Source organism: Pseudomonas sp. MWU13-2517, assembly GCF_023242545.1.
In the GTDB taxonomy this organism is placed as follows: domain Bacteria; phylum Pseudomonadota; class Gammaproteobacteria; order Pseudomonadales; family Pseudomonadaceae; genus Aquipseudomonas.
Genome location: NZ_JALMFA010000006.1, coordinates 60,458 through 78,829, shown reverse-complemented (window position 1 = coordinate 78,829; position 18,372 = coordinate 60,458). Strand labels below are relative to the sequence as shown.

At 59.7% G+C, this 18,372-nt stretch carries 16 protein-coding genes; 7 read left to right on the top strand and 9 right to left on the bottom strand.

Annotated features, from left to right (window positions below):
- Window positions 1-95 precede the first annotated feature (95 nt).
- The 3 genes from phoU to M5B97_RS10375 all read left to right on the top strand — a co-directional run bounded on the left by phoU (window position 96) and on the right by M5B97_RS10375 (window position 2,784).
- A complete protein-coding gene (gene phoU, locus M5B97_RS10385) occupies window positions 96-857 on the top strand; it encodes a phosphate signaling complex protein PhoU (RefSeq protein WP_123716590.1) in 762 nt (253 codons plus the stop codon).
- A gap of 167 nt (window positions 858-1,024) precedes the next feature.
- Window positions 1,025-1,930 (top strand): response regulator, encoded by a 906-nt coding sequence (locus tag M5B97_RS10380; RefSeq protein WP_248731419.1) that lies wholly within the window; start codon window positions 1,025-1,027, stop codon window positions 1,928-1,930.
- A 182-nt stretch (window positions 1,931-2,112) separates the two neighbouring features.
- Window positions 2,113-2,784 (top strand): M23 family metallopeptidase, encoded by a 672-nt coding sequence (locus M5B97_RS10375; protein WP_248731418.1) that lies wholly within the window; start codon window positions 2,113-2,115, stop codon window positions 2,782-2,784.
- Window positions 2,785-2,788: 4 nt separating this feature from the next.
- On the opposite strand, the gene M5B97_RS10370 is transcribed toward M5B97_RS10375, so the two are convergent.
- The 3 genes from M5B97_RS10370 to phoB all read right to left on the bottom strand — a co-directional run bounded on the left by M5B97_RS10370 (window position 2,789) and on the right by phoB (window position 6,438).
- Window positions 2,789-4,129, bottom strand: coding sequence for a hemolysin family protein (locus M5B97_RS10370; RefSeq protein ID WP_134659481.1), 1,341 nt, complete (start codon window positions 4,127-4,129; stop codon window positions 2,789-2,791).
- A gap of 202 nt (window positions 4,130-4,331) precedes the next feature.
- Complete coding sequence (gene phoR / locus M5B97_RS10365) at window positions 4,332-5,618, bottom strand: phosphate regulon sensor histidine kinase PhoR (RefSeq protein WP_248731520.1); 1,287 nt, start codon at window positions 5,616-5,618, stop codon at window positions 4,332-4,334.
- Window positions 5,619-5,748: 130 nt separating this feature from the next.
- Window positions 5,749-6,438, bottom strand: a complete 690-nt coding sequence (gene phoB, locus M5B97_RS10360; RefSeq protein WP_003176964.1) for a phosphate regulon transcriptional regulator PhoB — start codon at window positions 6,436-6,438, stop codon at window positions 5,749-5,751.
- A 153-nt stretch (window positions 6,439-6,591) separates the two neighbouring features.
- Between phoB and M5B97_RS10355 the strand changes: the two genes are divergently transcribed.
- Window positions 6,592-6,969 carry a hypothetical protein gene (locus M5B97_RS10355; protein ID WP_123716585.1) on the top strand — a complete coding sequence of 126 codons (378 nt, stop codon included), beginning with the start codon at window positions 6,592-6,594 and terminating at the stop codon, window positions 6,967-6,969.
- A 102-nt stretch (window positions 6,970-7,071) separates the two neighbouring features.
- Here M5B97_RS10355 and ubiA read toward each other — a convergent pair whose 3' ends face one another.
- Both ubiA and M5B97_RS10345 read right to left on the bottom strand, forming a co-directional pair.
- Window positions 7,072-7,962, bottom strand: a complete 891-nt coding sequence (gene ubiA / locus M5B97_RS10350; RefSeq protein WP_123716584.1) for a 4-hydroxybenzoate octaprenyltransferase — start codon at window positions 7,960-7,962, stop codon at window positions 7,072-7,074.
- Window positions 7,962-8,525 carry a chorismate lyase gene (locus M5B97_RS10345; RefSeq protein WP_248731417.1) on the bottom strand — a complete coding sequence of 188 codons (564 nt, stop codon included), beginning with the start codon at window positions 8,523-8,525 and terminating at the stop codon, window positions 7,962-7,964. The genes ubiA and M5B97_RS10345 overlap by 1 nt, the downstream gene beginning before the upstream one ends.
- A gap of 195 nt (window positions 8,526-8,720) precedes the next feature.
- On the opposite strand from M5B97_RS10345, the gene M5B97_RS10340 reads away from it, so the two are divergent.
- From M5B97_RS10340 to M5B97_RS10330, 3 genes are all read left to right on the top strand, one after another.
- A complete protein-coding gene (locus M5B97_RS10340; RefSeq protein ID WP_015886569.1) occupies window positions 8,721-8,888 on the top strand; it encodes a rubredoxin in 168 nt (55 codons plus the stop codon).
- A gap of 38 nt (window positions 8,889-8,926) precedes the next feature.
- On the top strand, window positions 8,927-10,075 hold the full coding sequence (locus tag M5B97_RS10335; RefSeq protein WP_123716582.1) for an FAD-dependent oxidoreductase: 1,149 nt from the start codon (window positions 8,927-8,929) through the stop codon (window positions 10,073-10,075).
- Between the two features lie 191 nt (window positions 10,076-10,266).
- Complete coding sequence (locus tag M5B97_RS10330) at window positions 10,267-10,542, top strand: HU family DNA-binding protein (RefSeq protein ID WP_003213368.1); 276 nt, start codon at window positions 10,267-10,269, stop codon at window positions 10,540-10,542.
- Window positions 10,543-10,883: 341 nt separating this feature from the next.
- Here M5B97_RS10330 and M5B97_RS10325 read toward each other — a convergent pair whose 3' ends face one another.
- From M5B97_RS10325 to M5B97_RS10310, 4 genes are read right to left on the bottom strand one after another with little or no spacing between them, the layout of a single operon-like run.
- Window positions 10,884-11,501, bottom strand: a complete 618-nt coding sequence (locus M5B97_RS10325; RefSeq protein ID WP_248731416.1) for a hypothetical protein — start codon at window positions 11,499-11,501, stop codon at window positions 10,884-10,886.
- Between the two features lie 5 nt (window positions 11,502-11,506).
- Window positions 11,507-15,910: an RHS repeat-associated core domain-containing protein gene (locus M5B97_RS10320; RefSeq protein ID WP_248731415.1), complete on the bottom strand. Its 4,404-nt coding sequence runs from the start codon at window positions 15,908-15,910 to the stop codon at window positions 11,507-11,509.
- Window positions 15,911-15,922: 12 nt separating this feature from the next.
- Window positions 15,923-16,357, bottom strand: a complete 435-nt coding sequence (locus tag M5B97_RS10315; protein ID WP_123716580.1) for a DcrB-related protein — start codon at window positions 16,355-16,357, stop codon at window positions 15,923-15,925.
- Window positions 16,358-16,372: 15 nt separating this feature from the next.
- Window positions 16,373-18,313: a type VI secretion system Vgr family protein gene (locus tag M5B97_RS10310; RefSeq protein ID WP_248731414.1), complete on the bottom strand. Its 1,941-nt coding sequence runs from the start codon at window positions 18,311-18,313 to the stop codon at window positions 16,373-16,375.
- Window positions 18,314-18,372: the final 59 nt, after the last annotated feature.

The window sequence follows — 18,372 nt, the reverse complement described above, 5'->3', positions numbered from 1 at the left end:
CAAGCTTCAAGCGGCAAGTCAAAGCAGTTTGATCAACGACACACATCAGCTTGCAGCTTGTAGCTTGCGGCTTACAGCGTTTGCGGAGCAAAACCATGATTTCAAAGGAAGGCTTAACCCACCACATCTCTGCGCAGTTCAACGCCGAGCTTGAGGAAGTGCGCAGCCACCTGCTGGCGATGGGCGGGTTGGTGGAGAAACAAGTCAACGACGCCGTCACCGCGCTGATCGAGGCCGACTCGGGCCTGGCCCAGCAAGTGCGCGAGATCGATGAACAGATCAACCAGATGGAACGCAATATCGACGAAGAATGCCTGCGGATCCTGGCACGTCGCCAGCCGGCGGCGTCCGACCTGCGTTTGATCATCAGCATCTCCAAGTCGGTGATTGACCTGGAGCGCATCGGAGACGAATCCACCAAGATCGCCCGTCGCGCCATTCAGTTGTGTGAAGAGGGTGAAGCGCCACGCGGTTACGTGGAAGTGCGCCACATCGGCGACCAGGTGCGCAACATGGTGCGCGATGCACTCGACGCATTTGCGCGCTTCGATGCCGAGTTGGCGTTGTCGGTGGCCCAGTACGACAAGGTCATCGACCGTGAGTACAAGACGGCGCTGCGCGAGCTGGCGACCTACATGATGGAAGACCCTCGCTCTATCTCGCGGGTCTTGAACATCATTTGGGTGCTACGCTCCCTGGAGCGTATCGGCGACCACGCGCGCAATATCTCGGAACTGGTGATTTACCTGGTACGCGGCACCGACGTACGGCACATGGGCCTCAAGCGCATGAAAGCCGAAGTTGAAGGTACTGTTGATCAAATCCCTAATGTTCCAGGCGAAACTGACGATAAGTAAGGTTGCCCGAGAAATTAACGCCCGGCCTTTGGTCGGGCGTTTTTGTTTGTGGCCTCGAATTTTTTGCACAGCTGGAGTAATAAAGTCCTTCTGTGACCCGCGAGTTTTGGCAAAATGCCACCAGTCAGGCGTTTTGCGTGCCGAAGTTTTTATAGGATGAAGGGTCGATGAGTAAAGTCAGTGTATTGGTGGTGGACGACGCCTCGTTTATCCGCGACCTAGTGAAGAAGTGCCTGCGCAACTACTTCCCCGGGATCAAGATCGAAGACGCGGTAAACGGTAAAAAGGCGCAATCCATCCTGATGCGCGAGACCTTCGACCTGGTGCTGTGCGACTGGGAAATGCCCGAGATGTCCGGCCTGGAGCTGCTGACCTGGTGCCGTGAACAGGCCCACCTCAAGGCTATGCCGTTCGTGATGGTGACCAGCCGTGGCGACAAGGAGAACGTGGTTCAGGCGATCCAGGCGGGGGTTTCCGGCTACGTCAGCAAACCCTTCACCAACGAGCAACTGCTGAACAAGGTCAAGCAGGCTTTGCACAAGGTCGGCCGTCTCGACGCGTTGATCGCCAGCGCACCGACCAAAGTGAGCTCGGCGTTCGGCAACGACTCCCTGAGCGCCCTGACCGGCGGTAAACCTGAGGCCACGCGTGCCTCTCCTGTCGCCGCCGTCGCCGCCCCGAGCAAAGGCTTGCTCAACAACCCGCCTGTACAGGCGCCTGCAGCCGCGCCGACAGGCAGCCGCGGCCAGGGCCAACTACGACTGTCCAGTGGCAGCCAGCAGTGCGTGATCAAGGCGCTGAGCATCAAGGAAGCGCTGTTGGTGGTGCGTCGCGGCGAGATCCTGCCTCAGGTACTGGAAAGCGCGGTACTCGACCTTGAACAAGGCGAAAACGCCGAGGTCGCCCGCTTGAACGGCTACCTGCACGCGATCGTCGCTTACGAGCCCAAGCCCGACAGTGACTGGCTGCAACTGACCTTTCGGTTTATCGACCAGGATGCGCAGAAGCTCGACTACATCTCGCGCCTGATCGCCCGGGGCACGGCGCAGAAGCACTTTGTGCCAGGTGCGTAGCTGACCGGGCTACACCTGCCTGTGTGGAAGGGCTTGCTGGATGAGGGTGTACCCGTCAACTCATCCAGTGCCTGACGCCCCGCATCGAGAGCAACCCGAGGCATTCGATTTTCATCGCGGCACACAGCATTGTCATGATCCCTTGTTAGCCTGCCGATCAGTCATTCCGGCAGGTTCACGCAATGATCATGCGCTTTCTGCTTTGCTGCGGGCTGGCAACGGTCGCCCTGTCGACCCAGGCCATGACCCTCTACAAATCCACCGATGCCAATGGCGAGGTGTTTTTCAGTGATCGGCACACCCCCGGCGCCCAGGCGTTCGTAATCCAGGAACGCCGGATCGAGCGGGTCAAGCGGCGGGTACCGGAACTGCCCTCGTCGAGTTATCCACAGCAGGCCTACCGTTACCCTTTTCCCTGGCGTGGTGGTCCGTTTCGCCTGTCGCAGGGCCCCAACGGCAGCTTCAGCCACACCGACGCCAAGAGTCGCTACGCCATGGACATTGCCATGCCCGAAGGCACGTCCATCATTGCAGCGCGTAGCGGAGTCGTGGTGAAGACCGAAAACAACCAGGTTGGACGCGGCAACGACGCGTCCGGCAATTTCGTGCGGGTGCGCCACGATGACGGTACCGAGGGCGTGTACCTGCACCTCAAGCAAGGCTCGGTGAGTGTCAGGGTCGGGCAGCGTGTCGGTCTGGGCACCCCGCTGGCGTTGTCGGGCAATACCGGCAACAGCAGCGGGCCGCATCTGCATTTCGTGGTGCAGCGCGCTACCGAGGCGGGGCTGGTGTCGATCCCCTATGAGTTCAACCAGCCGGTAGACACATTGCCCAACTTTGCGTTGGGCAATTGAGGGATCAATCCAGCAGCAGGACCTTGGCCAACACGATCTTCGGCCCCTTCATTTTCTTGATGATGATCCGCAAGCCTTCCACTTCCAACACTTCTTCCTCTTCGGGCACCCGTTTCAAGGTGTCGTAGATCAGGCCGGCCAGGGTTTCGGCTTCGATGTGGTCCAGGTCCACACCCAGCAGGCGTTCCACCTTGAACAGCGGGGTATCGCCGCGCACCAGCAGTTTGCCGGGCTGGTAGGCGAGGATGCCGCGCTCAGCCTTACGGTGTTCGTCCTGGATATCGCCCACCAGCACTTCGAGCACGTCTTCCATGGTCAGGTAGCCGATGACTTTGCCGTCGGCTTCTTCCACCAGGGCAAAGTGCGCGCCGCCTTTGCGGAACTGCTCCAGCAACTGCGACAGCGGCATATGCCGCGACACGCGTTCCAATGGTCGAGTCAGCTCGGCGAGGTTGAACGACTCGGGGATGTGGTCCAGGGCCGCCAATTCCAGCAGCAGGTCCTTGATGTGCAGCAGGCCGACAAACTCGTTGCGCACCGCGTCGTACACCGGGTAGCGGCTGAATTTGTGGCGGCGGAACAGTGCGAGGATTTCCTTGAGCGGGGCGTTGAAGTCCAGGGTGACCATGTCTTCCCTGGAGTTGGCCCAGTCCACCACTTCCAGCTCGCCCATTTCCACGGCGGAGGCCAGTACGCGCATGCCTTGGTCGCTCGGGTCCTGGCCGCGGCTGGAGTGCAGGATCAGTTTGAGCTCTTCGCGGCTGTAATGGTGCTCATGGTGCGGGCCGGGCTCGCCTTGGCCGGCGATGCGCAGGATGGCGTTGGCACTGGCGTTAAGCAGGTAGATCGCCGGGTACATGGCCCAGTAGAAGAGGTACAGAGGCACCGCTGTCCACAGCGACAGCAGCTCGGGTTTGCGGATGGCCCAGGATTTGGGGGCCAATTCGCCGACCACGATGTGCAGGTAGGAAATCACGAAGAAGGCCGCAAAGAACGACACGCCCCTGATCACTTCTGGCGACTGCACGCCCACGGCATCCAGCAACGGCTCAAGGATATGCGCAAAGGCCGGCTCACCTACCCAACCCAGGCCCAGGGAGGCGAGGGTGATACCCAGCTGGCAGGCCGACAGGTAAGCGTCGAGCTGGCTGTGCACGGTGCGCAGGATTTGCCCGCGCCAGCCGTTCTTGTGGGCGATGGCCTCGACCCGGGTGGCGCGCAGTTTGACCATGGCAAATTCCGCCGCAACGAAGAAACCGTTGAGCAGTACCAGGACCAGTGCGAAAAGAATCATGCCGAAGTCGGCGAAGAGTGAAGCGAGGGTGATACCAGGGGAAGGGTCCATGATGGAGTTTTGCAGGTTCCGTGTGTTCAATAAGGGGTGAAAGGTGAGCCGCAAAGGTCGGCGCAAGTCGGCCAATGTAGCGGCTGACGGGGCGCTTGCCTAGTACCCGCTGCCGGGCGGGACAAGGAAGGCAATCCTGGACGATGCAGACTCAGTAGGGGGGCGGGCTTGCTCCCACATTCAGTCCAGCATCGTTTTCAGGTTATTCATCTGCGCCGATCGCTCGCGAGCGGGTCACCTGGGCCGGCGGGAAATGGCAGGTAAAGGTGCTGCCGTGGCCCAGTACGCTGCTGATTTCCAGTCGTGCGCGGTGGCGCAGCAGCACATGTTTGACGATGGCCAGGCCCAGCCCCGTGCCGCCAGTGTTGGAGTTGCGGCTGGAGTCGACACGGTAGAAGCGCTCCGTCAGGCGTGGCAGGTGCTTGGCGTCGATACCGATGCCGGAGTCCTGCACGCTCAGGTGCGCGCCGTGTTCGTCGGCCCACCAGCGGATGCGGATATTGCCATTGTCCTGGGTGTACTTGACGGCGTTGAACACCAGGTTGGAGAACGCACTGCGCAGTTCGCCTTCGCTGCCTTTGAGCAGCAGCAACGGGTCGGCTTCCAGGGTGATGTGCTGGCCGCGCTCGCCGGAGAGAGCCTGGGCATCATTCTTGATGGTCTGCAACAGGCTCTGCACGGTCACCGGGTGGTTGTCCGAGGGGTAATCGGTCGCCTCAAGCTTGGCCAGCAGCAACAGGTCGTTGAGCAGGGTCTGCATGCGTGAGCCTTGCTGCTGCATCTGCTGCAGGGCGCGGTTCCAGCGCGGGTTGATCTCGTCGACATTGTCCAGCAGCGTCTCCAGATAACCGCAGATCACCGTCAACGGCGTGCGCAGCTCGTGGGAGACGTTGGCGACGAAGTCTTTGCGCATCTGTTCCAACTGGTGGATGCGGGTCACGTCGCGCACCAGCATCAAGTGTTCGTTGTTGCCGTAGCGGGTCAAGTACAGTTGGATGCGCACACGGTCATTGGTGGGCGAGGGAATTTCCAGGGCTTCTTCGTAATTGTCCTGCTCAAAGTATTCCTTGAAGCGGGGATGACGCACCAGGTTGGTCACCGGCTGGCCACTGTCCTGAGGTGTCTTGAGGCCCAGCAGAGTCTCGGCGGCGCGGTTCCACCATTCCAGGTTGCCATCGCTGTCGAGCATGATCACCGCGTCTTTGAGCGCCGCGGTGGATTCCTGCACCCGGTCGATCACCGCTTGCAGTCGCCCGCGCACCCGTTGGTCGCGGCGTTGCAGGTGGTAGATGCTGTCGAACACCTCGCCCCACAGGCCATAGCCGTCGGGTGGTGCTTCGTCGGGTTTGTGTTGGCGCAGCCACTCATGCAGACGCAGCAATTGTTTGAGGGTCCAGCCCAGATACAGGCCCAGACCGACAGCCAGGCTCCAGCCGTAATAACCGCTGATCAAGCCTACCAGCAGGCAGCCGGTGATCAGCAAAAGCATGTGACGGATCAGGGTGCCATGCCAGTTTTGGTTCACTTTGAATCCTTCAAAGCAGCAAGTTTCAAGCTGCAAGCTTCAAGTTAGAGCGGTGCGGCTGTTATCTTGCCGCTCCTGGCTGAGGGCTTGCAGCTCAACCTTTGGTTGAAAACCGATAGCCAGTGCCGCGCACGGTTTGTACCAGATTCTCGTAGGCATCGCCCAAGGCTTTGCGCAGGCGGCGGATATGCACGTCCACGGTGCGCTCTTCCACATACACGTTGCCGCCCCACACCTGGTCCAGCAATTGGCCGCGAGTGTAGGCGCGCTCCTGGTGGGTCATGAAAAACTGCAGCAGGCGGTATTCGGTCGGGCCCATTTCGGCAGGCTTGCCGTCAATGGTCACGCGGTGGCTGATCGGGTCCAGCAGCAGGCCGCCGACTTCAATCGGGGCTTCGCCATCGGTGGGGCCGGCGCGGCGCAGTACGGCCTTCAGGCGCGCTACCAGTTCCCGTGGGGAAAAGGGTTTGGTGATGTAGTCATCAGCGCCCACTTCCAGGCCCTGGATCTTGTTGTCTTCTTCGCCCTTGGCGGTGAGCATGATGATCGGGATATCCCCGGTCAGCTCATCACGCTTGAGACGGCGGGCCAGTTCAATACCGGAGGTGCCGGGCAGCATCCAGTCCAGCAGGATCAGGTCCGGCTTGCGGTCGACGATAATGGCATGGGCCTGCTGGGAATTTTCCGCCTCCAGGCAGTCATAGCCGGCCATTTCCAACGCAACGGCGATCATCTCGCGGATGGGCGCTTCGTCGTCGACGATCAGAATGCTCCTGCCAACCATGCCTAAATCCTCTTGTCATTTAACTGTCTTGCGCCGCATTAGATAACGGAATTATTGCAGTCGTGTGACAGTAATTTAGTCGTTTGGGCAATTTGCGTCGCTCTGGGCTACGCTTTGGGACCGAATCCTGACAACCACAAAAGGAAGGTTCCGATGACTCAAAGTACGTTTTCCTGGAAAGCCCTGCTGGTCACGGCTGCGCTGACGCTGCCGACGCTGGCATTCGCGGCGGAACCGGCGATGACCAAAGACGGGATGCTGGTCGACCACAAGGGCATGACGCTCTACACCTTCGACAAGGATGCCGACGGCAAGTCAGTGTGCAAGGACCAGTGCGCGACCAATTGGCCACCGTTGAAGGCTGAGTCCACCGATAAGTCGATGGGTGACTGGACGGTGATCACCCGTGATGACCAGAGCAGCCAATGGGCCTACAAAGGCAAGCCGGTGTACACCTACAAGGACGACAAAAAGGCGGGTGACAAGGCCGGGGATGGCAAGGGCGGCGCGTGGCACGTGATCAAGCCTTGATGACGCGGTGCCGCTGAAATCGCCCGCTCCCACAGGGGAACACATTGCAACTGTGGGAGCGGGCTTGTCCCCGATGGCGTCGGGGCAGCCGCCACAACAACCTCAGCGCAACGCATAGTCCGCGACAATGCCCACAAAAATCGCCAACCCTGCCCAGTGGTTGTGCAGGAACGCCTTGAAGCACTTCAGCCGATCCTTGTCCCGGGTATACCAGAATTCCCATGCAAAACAGCCCGCCGCGGCCAGCAATCCCAAGTGAAACCAGCCCCCCAGTTCGAACCTGGCACCCGCCAGCAGCAGGCAGGCCAGCGACAGGCCCTGCAGCGTGAGGATGATCACGCGGTCGGCATCGCCGAACAGGATGGCCGTGGACTTCACGCCGATCTTCAGGTCATCGTCGCGGTCGGTCATGGCGTAATAAGTGTCGTAACCCACCGTCCACAGCAGGTTGGCGATGTACAGCAACCACGCGGTGGCAGGCAGGTGGCCGGTTTCAGCAGTGAACGCCATCGGCATACCCCACGAAAACGCCGCGCCCAGCACGACTTGCGGGTAATAGGTGTAGCGCTTCATGAACGGATAGCTGGCCGCCAGTGCCAGGCCACCGAGGGACAGCAGGATGGTGGTGGCATTGGTCAGCAGTACCAGCAGAAAGCTGATCCCCATCAGGACGGCAAAAAACACCAACGCTTCCCTGGAGCTGATCTTTCCGCTCACCAGCGGGCGTTGCTCGGTGCGTTTCACATGGCCGTCAACCTTGCGGTCGGCCCAGTCGTTGATCACGCAGCCGCCGGCGCGAGTCAGCACCACGCCCAGCACGAAGATCACAATATTGATAAAGGACGGCGAGCCCTTGCCGGCGATCCACAGCGCCCATAACGTCGGCCACAGCAACAGGTAAATGCCGATGGGCTTGTCCATGCGGGTCAACTGAATGAAGTCCCAGGCTCTGGGGTTCAGGTGGTTCAAGGATTTGAGCAAACGTTGATACATCAGCGGTTCTCCGGATGATCATGCAGCGCATGCCAGAAGCTGGGCAGGAAAATTTCCGCGACCAGCACGCTCAATGGCCCGCGATCAAAGCGCGAGCGACGGCCCCAGAGGCCATCGGCCTGATCCGTAGTAGGCAGCCACTGTCTGGGGTAGTGGCACACTTCGATGGCCTGACGGACGAAAGCGTGGTCGCAGAACAGTAATTCCCCCAGGGAACGGCTACCCAGCTCATCCATATGCAGGCCATCGCCTTGCAGGGCACTGCGGGCCGCCACGCTGCGGGCAAACACCCACGGCTGGCCATCACCGCGCAGATACACCTCGCGCACCCAGCCGACGGTGGCTGCAGGCAAGCCCAGCGCCACGCATTCATCATCGCGCAACGGCTGCCAGCCCTCGAACAACGGTGTAACGCTGAAGCCGTCGTTGGACAGTCGCGTCAGCCGGCGTGTCAGCGAGTCTTCATTGAACAGCCAATTGAGGATCAGGGGCTCGGGCAACGGGCTCAGAAGGCTCTGGGGCAGCCATTGGCAAGCATCGGGAAGGGCGATTGAGTGCGGCACGGTGAGTCAGTATTGGCAGCAAAAGAGGCGGCGAGCTTACCATGGCGTCCTGAACTTTTGCCGGGGTGAACCGGCCTTGTGCGTCGATCATGCTTGCATCTGCCGGCCCCGATCAGTACAAAACGCCGTGAGCCGCACGGCAACGTTGGTCTATCGACCGTCGGCCAAGATGCCTGGACCCTGAGGAAGTAAGTAATGAAGAAGTGGCAATGTGTAGTCTGCGGCCTGATCTATGACGAAAAAGACGGTTGGCCGGATGATGGAATCCTGCCGGGTACCCGCTGGGAAGACGTCCCGGAAGATTGGCTGTGCCCGGACTGCGGCGTGGGCAAGATGGATTTCGAGATGATCGAAATCGGCTGATCTGAATTTTTAAGCAATGTATGACTTAGGAGAAAGGAATGAACGCACCTGTCGTGATCATCGGCACAGGATTGGCCGGTTACAACGTGGCCCGAGAGTTTCGCAAGCTCGACAGCGAGACCCCATTGCTGCTGATCACCGCGGATGACGGGCGCTCCTACTCCAAGCCCATGCTCTCCACCGGCTTTGGCAAGAACAAGGAAGCTGATGGCCTGAGCATGGCTGAACCCGGCGCCATGGCCGAGCAACTCAAGGCCGAGGTGCGTACTCACACTCGCATCAGCGGCATCGACCCCGGCCACAAGCGCCTGTGGATCGGCGAGGAAGCGGTGGCTTATCGCGACTTGATCCTGGCCTGGGGCGCAGAGACTGTGCGTGTGCCTGTCGAAGGCGATGCGGCCGATATGATTTTTCCGATCAACGACCTTGAAGACTACGCACGCTTTCGCGCCGCCGCCGCCGGCAAGCGCCGCGTGCTGCTGTTGGGTGCCGGCCTGATCGGCTGTGAATTCGCCAACGACCTGATCCTTGGCGGCTATGAAATCGACCTGGTGGCGCCGTGTGAACAAGTCATGCCTACCCTGCTGCACCCGGCGGCGGCCGCCGCCGTGCAGGCTGGGCTGGAAGGTCTCGGCGCGCGTTTCCACCTGGGCCCGGTGCTCACCCGCCTGCAGCGCACGGCAGATGGCCTGGAAGCCCATCTGTCGGATGGTGAAGTGATCAACTGCGACCTGGTGGTCTCGGCCGTCGGTCTGCGCCCGCGGGTCGACCTGGCCGCCGCCGCCGGCTTGCAGACCAACCGCGGGATCATGGTGGATCGCTATCTCAAGACCTCTCACGCCAACATCTACGCCCTGGGCGACTGCGCCGAGGTCGATGGGCTGAACCTGTTGTACGTGATGCCGCTGATGAGCTGCGCCCGCGCCCTGGCTCAGACCCTGGCCGGCAACGCCACCGCCGTCAGCTACGGGCCGATGCCGATTACCGTGAAAACCCCGATCTGCCCGCTGGTGGTGTCGCCACCGCCTCGGGGCAGCGAGGGTGCCTGGAGCGTCGAAGGCGAAGGCGCCGACATCAAGGCGTTGTGCCGCGATGCCGACGGTCGCCTGCTGGGTTACGCGCTGACCGGCAGCGCAGTCATGGAAAAACTGGCCCTCAACAAAGAACTTCCGCCTTTGTTGGCGTAAATGGCGGTCGTTCTGTCGGAATCAGCACATTCCTACCCTCAGAAAGGTCGCTGCGAGGCTGGCGCGGCGTTCGAGGGCATGCCATCCTCACTCCCGTCTGCCGCAGAGTAGAGCCTGCGGCGCCTTGGGCGCTGCTCCGTAAGAGAGCAGCACGGACATAACAACAAAAAACCGTCAAAGAGGCTTCACATATGCGTAAACCAGAACTCGCAGCCGCCATCGCTGAAAAAGCGGATCTCACCAAAGAACAGGCCAACCGCGTCCTCAACGCCGTTCTCGAAGAAATCACCGGCGCCCTGCACCGCAAGGACAGCGTCACCCTGGTTGGTTTCGGCACCTTCCTGCAACGCCACCGCGGCGCCCGCACCGGCAAAAACCCACAAACCGGCGAACCGGTGAAAATCAAGGCGAGCAACACCGTTGCGTTCAAGCCGGGCAAGTCGCTCAAAGACAGCGTCAACCCTTAATCGCGGGGCCGTCTGAAGGGAGGCGGGTTGGTAAGAAAATGGGCACGCCTACTGGGTCGGGTGCCCATTTTTAATGCCTGGTAATCTTGTGACGTCCATCAACTGAAAGTGACGCATACGTTATGAATGGGGCAGCCCAGCGTTCTTGGACTTTTCCTTCGGCGTCAGGCGGGATCTATGTCGGTGATATTCAAACTACCTGGGTAAAAGCATTCTTACTCTGGTAAAAATCAAAAACTTCCTTGAGTTTTTAGTGTGCAGGTTATGGAAAAGGAGACAGATCTATTTAAATATTGAGCACTAAATAAATCCGTCCTTTTCTGATACGAGTATTTGTATTGTTAGCTCAAAATCTTATTTGCTAATGCCAGGTCGAACTGCTTGTTTCCAAAAATAGATTTGGTTGCGAGAGTTTTTTTGAGTACATCCGAATCCAGGCCAAGATTGTTTTTATAGGCAGCAAAGACGATGGTGAGAAACGGGAATGCATAATTGTCAGGCTCAGCCAATACATCATCAATCAATGCAGTTGTGCCAAGAATGCAGTTCTCCGCCTTTGACAGATAAAAAATTTTCAAACGGTCAGTTATTTTTTTTACAGTCTGGCTTATTTCTTGCGGCGACGGCGTTCTAATGATGCCGCCCACCTCGTCGCCAAACTGTTTTGTCTCTTCCGATAAGGAGCTCTTCGAACAAAATGACGCGTTCAACAGCCGGCTCTGATAGGGGGGGGATTGGTTTAGACAGAAGCTGAATGCCTCACATGTATAAATTTCCATTCCCGCATAGTAACCATCGGCTTTGGTCAAATGTTGAAGGTAGATTTCTGCAAGTTTCTCCTTCGCTGAAAATAGGCTAAGTTTATTTTTGCTCACCTTCATGTCGAGGTGGGGAGACGCAATTTGCTTCAGCGCCGTCAGTAACTCCACTTCTACATTTTTACGAATTTCTAGGCTCATGTTATTCACTTGTAGATCAGAAGATTGAAGGTTGCGTTGTGCTGCGCGCCTTTTCCACCTAACGGTACCCCCGGTTTTCCTTTGGTATCAACCTTGAACGATCCTTTCGTCCCGGCGGAGGGCTTGATTGTGCCTCCGCCTAAGTGTTGAGTGGTGTTGGCCGGCTTAGTCATGTCGAAGACCCCGGAGCCAGTTTGGTTCGGGGTCAGCTTCCCGGTACCGTGCTTCACTTCAAATACATGTAATTTTCCGTTGCGGTCCTTGGCTACGAAGTCCGCGCGGATACGTTTTCCGTTTACCTTCATGGTGACTTCTTCGGAGACGACTTTGAACCCATTCCTCTTCAGGTCATGGATTGCCTTGGTTCGGCCTTTATTACCACTGACTGCACTTTTGCAAGCCCAGCCCCATGGGTCAATCCAGGTCAGAGGATTTGGTGCGTATTGATAGAGGTTCAATCCGCCCAGCAACCCAATCGGATCCGGCGTCGTGAACCGCCCCACATCCGGATCATAAAACCTGAACGTATTGAAATGCAGCCCCGTCTCCCGATCCAGATACTGCCCCTGAAACCGCAGGTTCTGCTCTTCGATGTAATACGGCTCACGCACTTCCTCAACGGTATTGCCCCACACCTGATACGTGGCGCGCCAGACGTTATGCCCGTCGGCCTCGGTCAGTTGCTCGGGCAATCCGTTCAGGTCGTTGTGGTAATAGCGAATCTTCTGCAACGGACCCATGCCGTCGACGCGGGCAATGGGTTCATAGCCTTCATCGTCATAAACATAGACGCTGGTCTGGCTGTGTTTATGCTCCTGCAACAATCGCAGGCCGTCCCATGTGAACCGAGACTCGCCCAGTGGATATCCATCACTGCCATGCTCAGTTTTTCCGATGCGTCGGCCCAGTGGATCGTAGGTCATTCGCACTACGCTGCCGTCGTCGTTACGCACTTCAACCAACCGACTTTCGGCATCGTAGGCAAATCGCTGTATGCCCCGTTTGGCGCTGCGTTTTTCAATCGTGCGGCCAAAGGCGTCGTAGCGATAACGCTTGTCCTGATAAGTCAGCAGCTTGTTGTGCACCACCAGCCCGGCGCCGGACTGCGGGCCGTCCAGCAGGTTGGCGGCGGCGTCGTAGGCGAAGGTTTCGCGTTGGCCGTGCAGGCTGTCCTGGCTGGCGATGATGCGGCCGGTGGCGTCGTAGTGCAGCAGTTGGCGATGTTGCGAGGCGGGTTGTTGGTCGAGTTTGCCGATCAGGTTGTCGGCGGGGTCGTATTCGAACTGTTTTTGCGCGGCCGCCGGCATCAACGATGGCTGACTTGCCAAGCGGCGTTGGCGTGAACGCAGGCGGCCGCTGCGGTCGTATTCGCTGCGGGTACTGAGCTGGCCTTGGGTACGCAGCACTTCGCGGTGCAGGCGGTCGCGTTCGAAGTCGCTGATGACCTGGCCGTCGAGGTTGATCTGGTGCAGGTGGCCGCTGCCGTAGTACAGGCGGTTGAGCCAGCGGCCGTCCGGCAGCTGAGTCTGGATCAGGTTGCCCAGTTCGTCGTAGTGGTGTTGCAGGGCACCTGCAGCGCTGTGTTCAGCAATCAACTGGCCAAGGGCGTCGTAGGCGAAGCCCAGCGCCTGGGTATTGCCTTGCAGGTCGGTGAAGGTTACAGCGGTGAGCTGATCCACCGCGTCGTAGCTGTAATCGGTGCGACCATCGTCAGTGGTTTTGGCCACCAGTCGACCGACCGCATCGCGTTCCAGTCGGTGAACGATAGGCGCGGGCGGCGTCTCGGGGACCAGAGCCAAGCCACTGCCATAGGGGGCCGGGAAAGCCGTCACTGCTGTGATGTTATCCAAGACGTCGTAGTCGTAGCGCTTGGCGCTGCCATCGAGGTCTTGCTGCTCGACCAAACGGTCGCCGGCATCCCACGCGAAGCGATAACGCTCGCCGTTCTCGTTGATCAACGCTTGCAGCCGCCCATAACTGTCATAGCCGAACTGCACCTGCCGGCCATGGGCGTCGGTGCGCTGGCGTACCTGCCCGCGACGGTTGTGCTGATACAGCGTGGTGTGCCCGGCCGGGTCGGTGTAACCGACCAGTTGCCCACTTGCATCGCGTTGGTACTGCTCGGTACGGCCGTCCGGCAATTGAGTGGTGAGCAAACGCCCCTGGGCGTCGTAGCTGAATTGAGTGCGCTCACCGAGCGCATCGATAATGACCTGCAGATAACCGCGCTCGTCATAGCTGAACCGCGTCGGATAACCCGAACAATCAATATGCTCGACCAGTTGTCCGAACGGGTTCCAGCGCAGCTTTTTGCTTTTGCCGGTGGCATCGATGATTTCCACGACCTGGCCGTGGGCGTCGTACCGGTAGCGAGTGATGTTGCCCAGTGGGTCGGTCTCGGCGATACAGTTACCGCGCGGATCGTAGCGGTACTGCCAACTGTTGTCGGCGGCATCGGTCTCCACCAGCGGCAACGCCCAGTGTTCCAGCCACAGGGTCGAATCGCTGCGGCCCAATGGGTCGGTTTCGCCGATCAGGTTGCCGGCCTCATCGTAGCTGTATTCGAAGCGCCCACCCTGAGGGTCAGTGGCGCTGAGCAACTGGCGTTCATCATTCCACTCGAACAACCAGGTGTGGTTGAGGTTGTCGCTGTACAGAATGATCTGGTGTTGACTGTTCCAGTGCCGGGTACTGACGCGTTGTAAGCCATCGGTGATGCGGGTGATACCGGCCTGCAAGTCATACTCGAACTGGTAAGCGTCGCCCTCATCGGTCCAATGCCGTACCACACGCCATTCCAGACCTTCAACCAAAGCCCACTCATAGAAGCAGCGCAATCCGGTGGGCAGTTGATGTTCCACCATTCGGCGGCCACTGTCGTAAGCGAAACGCCGTTGAACCTGGCCAGTGGCATCACGCACTTCGGCGAGGTTTCCCTGCGCGTCGAAGCCATAGCTGACGAGCGTTTCGCGGCGCTGATCGGGGTACAGGCGTTCGATCCGTACCAGGTGGCCTTGATCGCGGATCAACTCAACCTGCACCAGATCGAACGTATCGCGCAGCCGTACCAGATGGCCGGCTTCGTCGTAGTCAATATGGATGCGGTTGTCATTGCGGTCGCCGAGTTGGCTAAGACGCAGTAATGATGGGTTGGCAGAGGGTTCAAATAAGCGATACAGCCCGTCATCGCTTTCGATCAACAACTGCCCATTGAGGTGGCGTCGCACCGCGAGCCCTTCACCGGCACTGAACACTGCGCCGCCCAAAGGAATGGAGCCCATGTCGATGGGCCGGCCTTGCTCATCGGTATAAATCAGCGTCTCACCGCCCTCCGGATGGGGCTGGATCTCGACGCACACTTCATAGGCCACGCTCCAGCCTTTCCCGAGCAGTGTGCCCGGGCGTTCATCGCGGCTGTTGTAGAAGCGCTGCCAGTCGATTGGCAGAATGCCGGGCAGCACGAAATCCAGCTCCTCGACACCGCCCAGCACCTTCGCGCCTGTCGCCGCATGCACCGGGTTCGACGAGCCCAGCGCCGCGTTGGCCAGCGCGCCCATCGCACTGCTGACGGCCATCGAGGTCGCCCCGCCAATCAACATGCACGGCAACTTGCTGAAGAATTTGCCCTTGCCACCCTTGAGCATCAGCAGCGCCGTCACCGCCAGCCCGACGCCCGGGGTCTTGCCGCTGCGAATTTCTCGCACCACCACCGAGCCGCCACCAATGGTCACGTTGGAGGAAATCAGCCCCGATGACACCACCGTCGCATCGCAGGTACTACGGTCACCACTGCGCACAGCCGGTTGACCGTTGACCGTGACCTTTTCCGAGCCCTCGGCCAGAAACTGTGGCGGCATCGGCGGATGCTTCATGCACACGACCATGTCCAGCGGCTTGGGCACGGCGCCCGGCGCGGGCGTCGCGACCGTAGGGCGCCACATCTGCGAGAAGAAACTCTCGGCCATATCCAGGTAACTGGGGTCGGGTTCAGGCTTGGTTTCTTCCAGCTCGGTGCCAGCCGGCGCGACATGGGAGCTGATAGCCCCGGCGGCGCGGGCAGCGGGGATATTGTTGGTGAGGGTGTTGGTGGATCCGGTGAGAATGTTTGCCTGTACCGTGGGCGGAAACAATGCGTTGCTAAAGGCATCGCATAACTTCGTCAGGCCCTTATCGGCCCCACTCTTGCTCATGGCCAGGCCGACAATCGTGCCCACCACCGCGCCAAGCAGGAAGCAGCCGAGCCCGCCGGTGACCACGGTAATGCCGGTGGCGGCCACCACGGCAGCGGTCGCCACAGCGGTGATCGCGATATTGGCCGCCACCTCCAGCACACCGCCAAGGATGTCCGCCATCATCGAGGTGTGGGACAGCGCATCGCCCATCCGGGCCGCCCATAACGCGTCAGACATTCAATTTGCTCATCAGGAAATAGCGTCGAACGACAGCGAGTTTTTGATCAACGCCCAGTGCGCCGCTTCGGCATCCCCTAGCTTGTCGGCTTTCACGTAACTCAAGGCGAGCATCTTGCGCGTGCCCGGAATTACCAGTGCCAGTTGGTACTGGAACACCTTGTCATTGCCCTTGTTGAACTGGCTGCGCAACTCGATCCCTTCTACCTCTTGCGCTGCGCCCAGGCGCACGTCGACACCGGGTTGATAGCGCAAGTCCTGCACCTGTTTTTCCAGGCGCTGGAGTTGGTCATTGAAGTTGCTGTGCAGGGTCTCACCCTCGGCGAGCAGGCTGCGGCTGACAATCAGGGACGTGCCCAATTCAGGGAACTTGAGGATATTGATCGTCGCGTCCTGCAGCTCGGCGGCCGGCAGTTGGAACTGGAATTCGTTGATTCGGTACGTCATGGCAAACAGATCTCGTCAGGAGCCTTTGGGCGCGGGGAACGCGGCTTTGATATTCGCGTCGATGCTGGCTTTCACGCCTTGGCCATCGGGCGTGGCGCCGGGGCCGCCGCCGTTGTTCAGGTGCAGCACGCCGCCAGTGTTGAACTCGGCATCGCCGCTGGCGTAGAAGCTGATTTGCACGCCGCTCAGGTTGATTTGCCCGCTGGCGTTCAACTCCAGGATGCTTTCGCCGCAGACCAGGCGCAGGTTTTCGCCCACTTCGATAACGTAGCTCTGGCTGATGCTGTCGGTCTTCCTCTGGCCCACCGAGAGGATGTCTTCCTGCTTGACGATGCGCAGGCGGTTGTTGCCGATGGTCACCGTCTCGTTATGGCCGATGCTCTTGTTGCGGTCATGCCCGACGGAGTGGCTTTCATCCACCTCCACTACGATGTCCTGATTCCTTTCGGCATGGATGTACAACTGCTCCAGTCCCTTCTTGTCCTCCATGCGGATTTCATTGAAGTTGGCCGGCGTGCCGCCTTTGCTGGAGCGGCTTTTCATGCCGCTCTGGGTCGCGTTTTCCGGCAGGTCGTAGGGCACGGTCTGCTCGGCGTTGTAGACGCGGCCGGTAATGATCGGCCGGTCCGGGTCGCCTTCCAGGAAGCTGACGATCACTTCCTGGCCGATGCGCGGAATCTGCATCGAGCCCCAGTTTTTCCCCGCCCAGGATTGCGATACACGGATCCAGCACGAGCTGTTTTCGTTGGATTGGTCATGACGGTCCCAGTAGAAGTGCACCTTCACGCGGCCGTACTGGTCGGTCCAGATCTCCTCGCCTTTGGGGCCGACCACCAGTGCGGTCTGCGGGCCTTTGACGATGGGCCGATGGGTGTTGGCCATTGGGCGGAAACTTTGCTGGGCGTCGATGCAGGTGAGGCTGCTTTCGAACTGCGCCGAACCCGAACCCCCGCCGCTTTCCAGACTTTCCTGGACGATGTAATAGCGGCAACCCACGATCAGGTATTCGCGGTTCTGGTCCTGACGGCTGAAGCCGGTGAGGCTGAACAGATGGCCCGAACCCAGGCCCCGCGCATTGCCGGCAAACTCGATCTGCTCGTGCAGGGTTTGCAGGGCTTCGATGCGGGTGCGTGCATAGTGTTCGCCATCTTCGCTTTGCACGTAGGTGCCGGGGTAGTCGTAGAGCGGGTAGTCGCCGGCGGTATGCGGGCGCGGCATGGCCGAGCGCACGTCGATACGGGCGCTGGGGCGCTGGAAGTCGTAATCGTTGAGTTCCAGCGAACCCGGCTGCACTTCGTGCGCCAGGTGCCAGTTGTGCATGTGGTCGCGTTCGCGCTGCTGCTCGTCCTTGGGGTAGTACGGGACCGACGCGTAGCCCGGCACGGTGGTGTGCGCGCCGTAGGCATCGGCCAGCACCAGCACATGGCGGTCCTGTTCGTGGCGGAAGAAGTAGTAGATGCCTTCCTGTTCCATCAAGCGGCTGACGAAATCGAAACTGGTCTCGCGGTACTGCACGCAGTATTCCCACTCGCGGTACGGCTGGCTCAGGGCGTCCTCGAAGTCGGAAAAGCCCAGGTCGCGAAACACCTGCTTGATGATCTGCGGGATGCTCAGGTTCTGGAAAATCCGGCAGTCCGAAGTACGGCTGAGCAACCACAACCATGGGCGCAGCGTCACCTGGTAACTGGCGAACTGGCCCTGGTCGATGTTCTGGCTGCAACGGGCAACGATGCCGTGGAAGTATCGCTCGCCACCGTCCGCCAGTTGCAGGCTCACGCTCATCGGCTTGCCGAGCAGTTGGTTAAGGTCGATGTTGGCGTCCAGGGACGTCAGTTGCAGCTCGTAGTTGAACAGCCTGCCCAGCTCTTCGCCGCCGCCCATTTCATTGAGCAGCAGTACATCCGGCCCGAGGGGGCTGGTGATCTTGGCCAGGCGTGAGGCTTGGTTGAATAGCATCGGTTAACCCGTAAATGTCGTTGTACCTGACGAACCGAACCCCCTGTATGAGCTGGCTT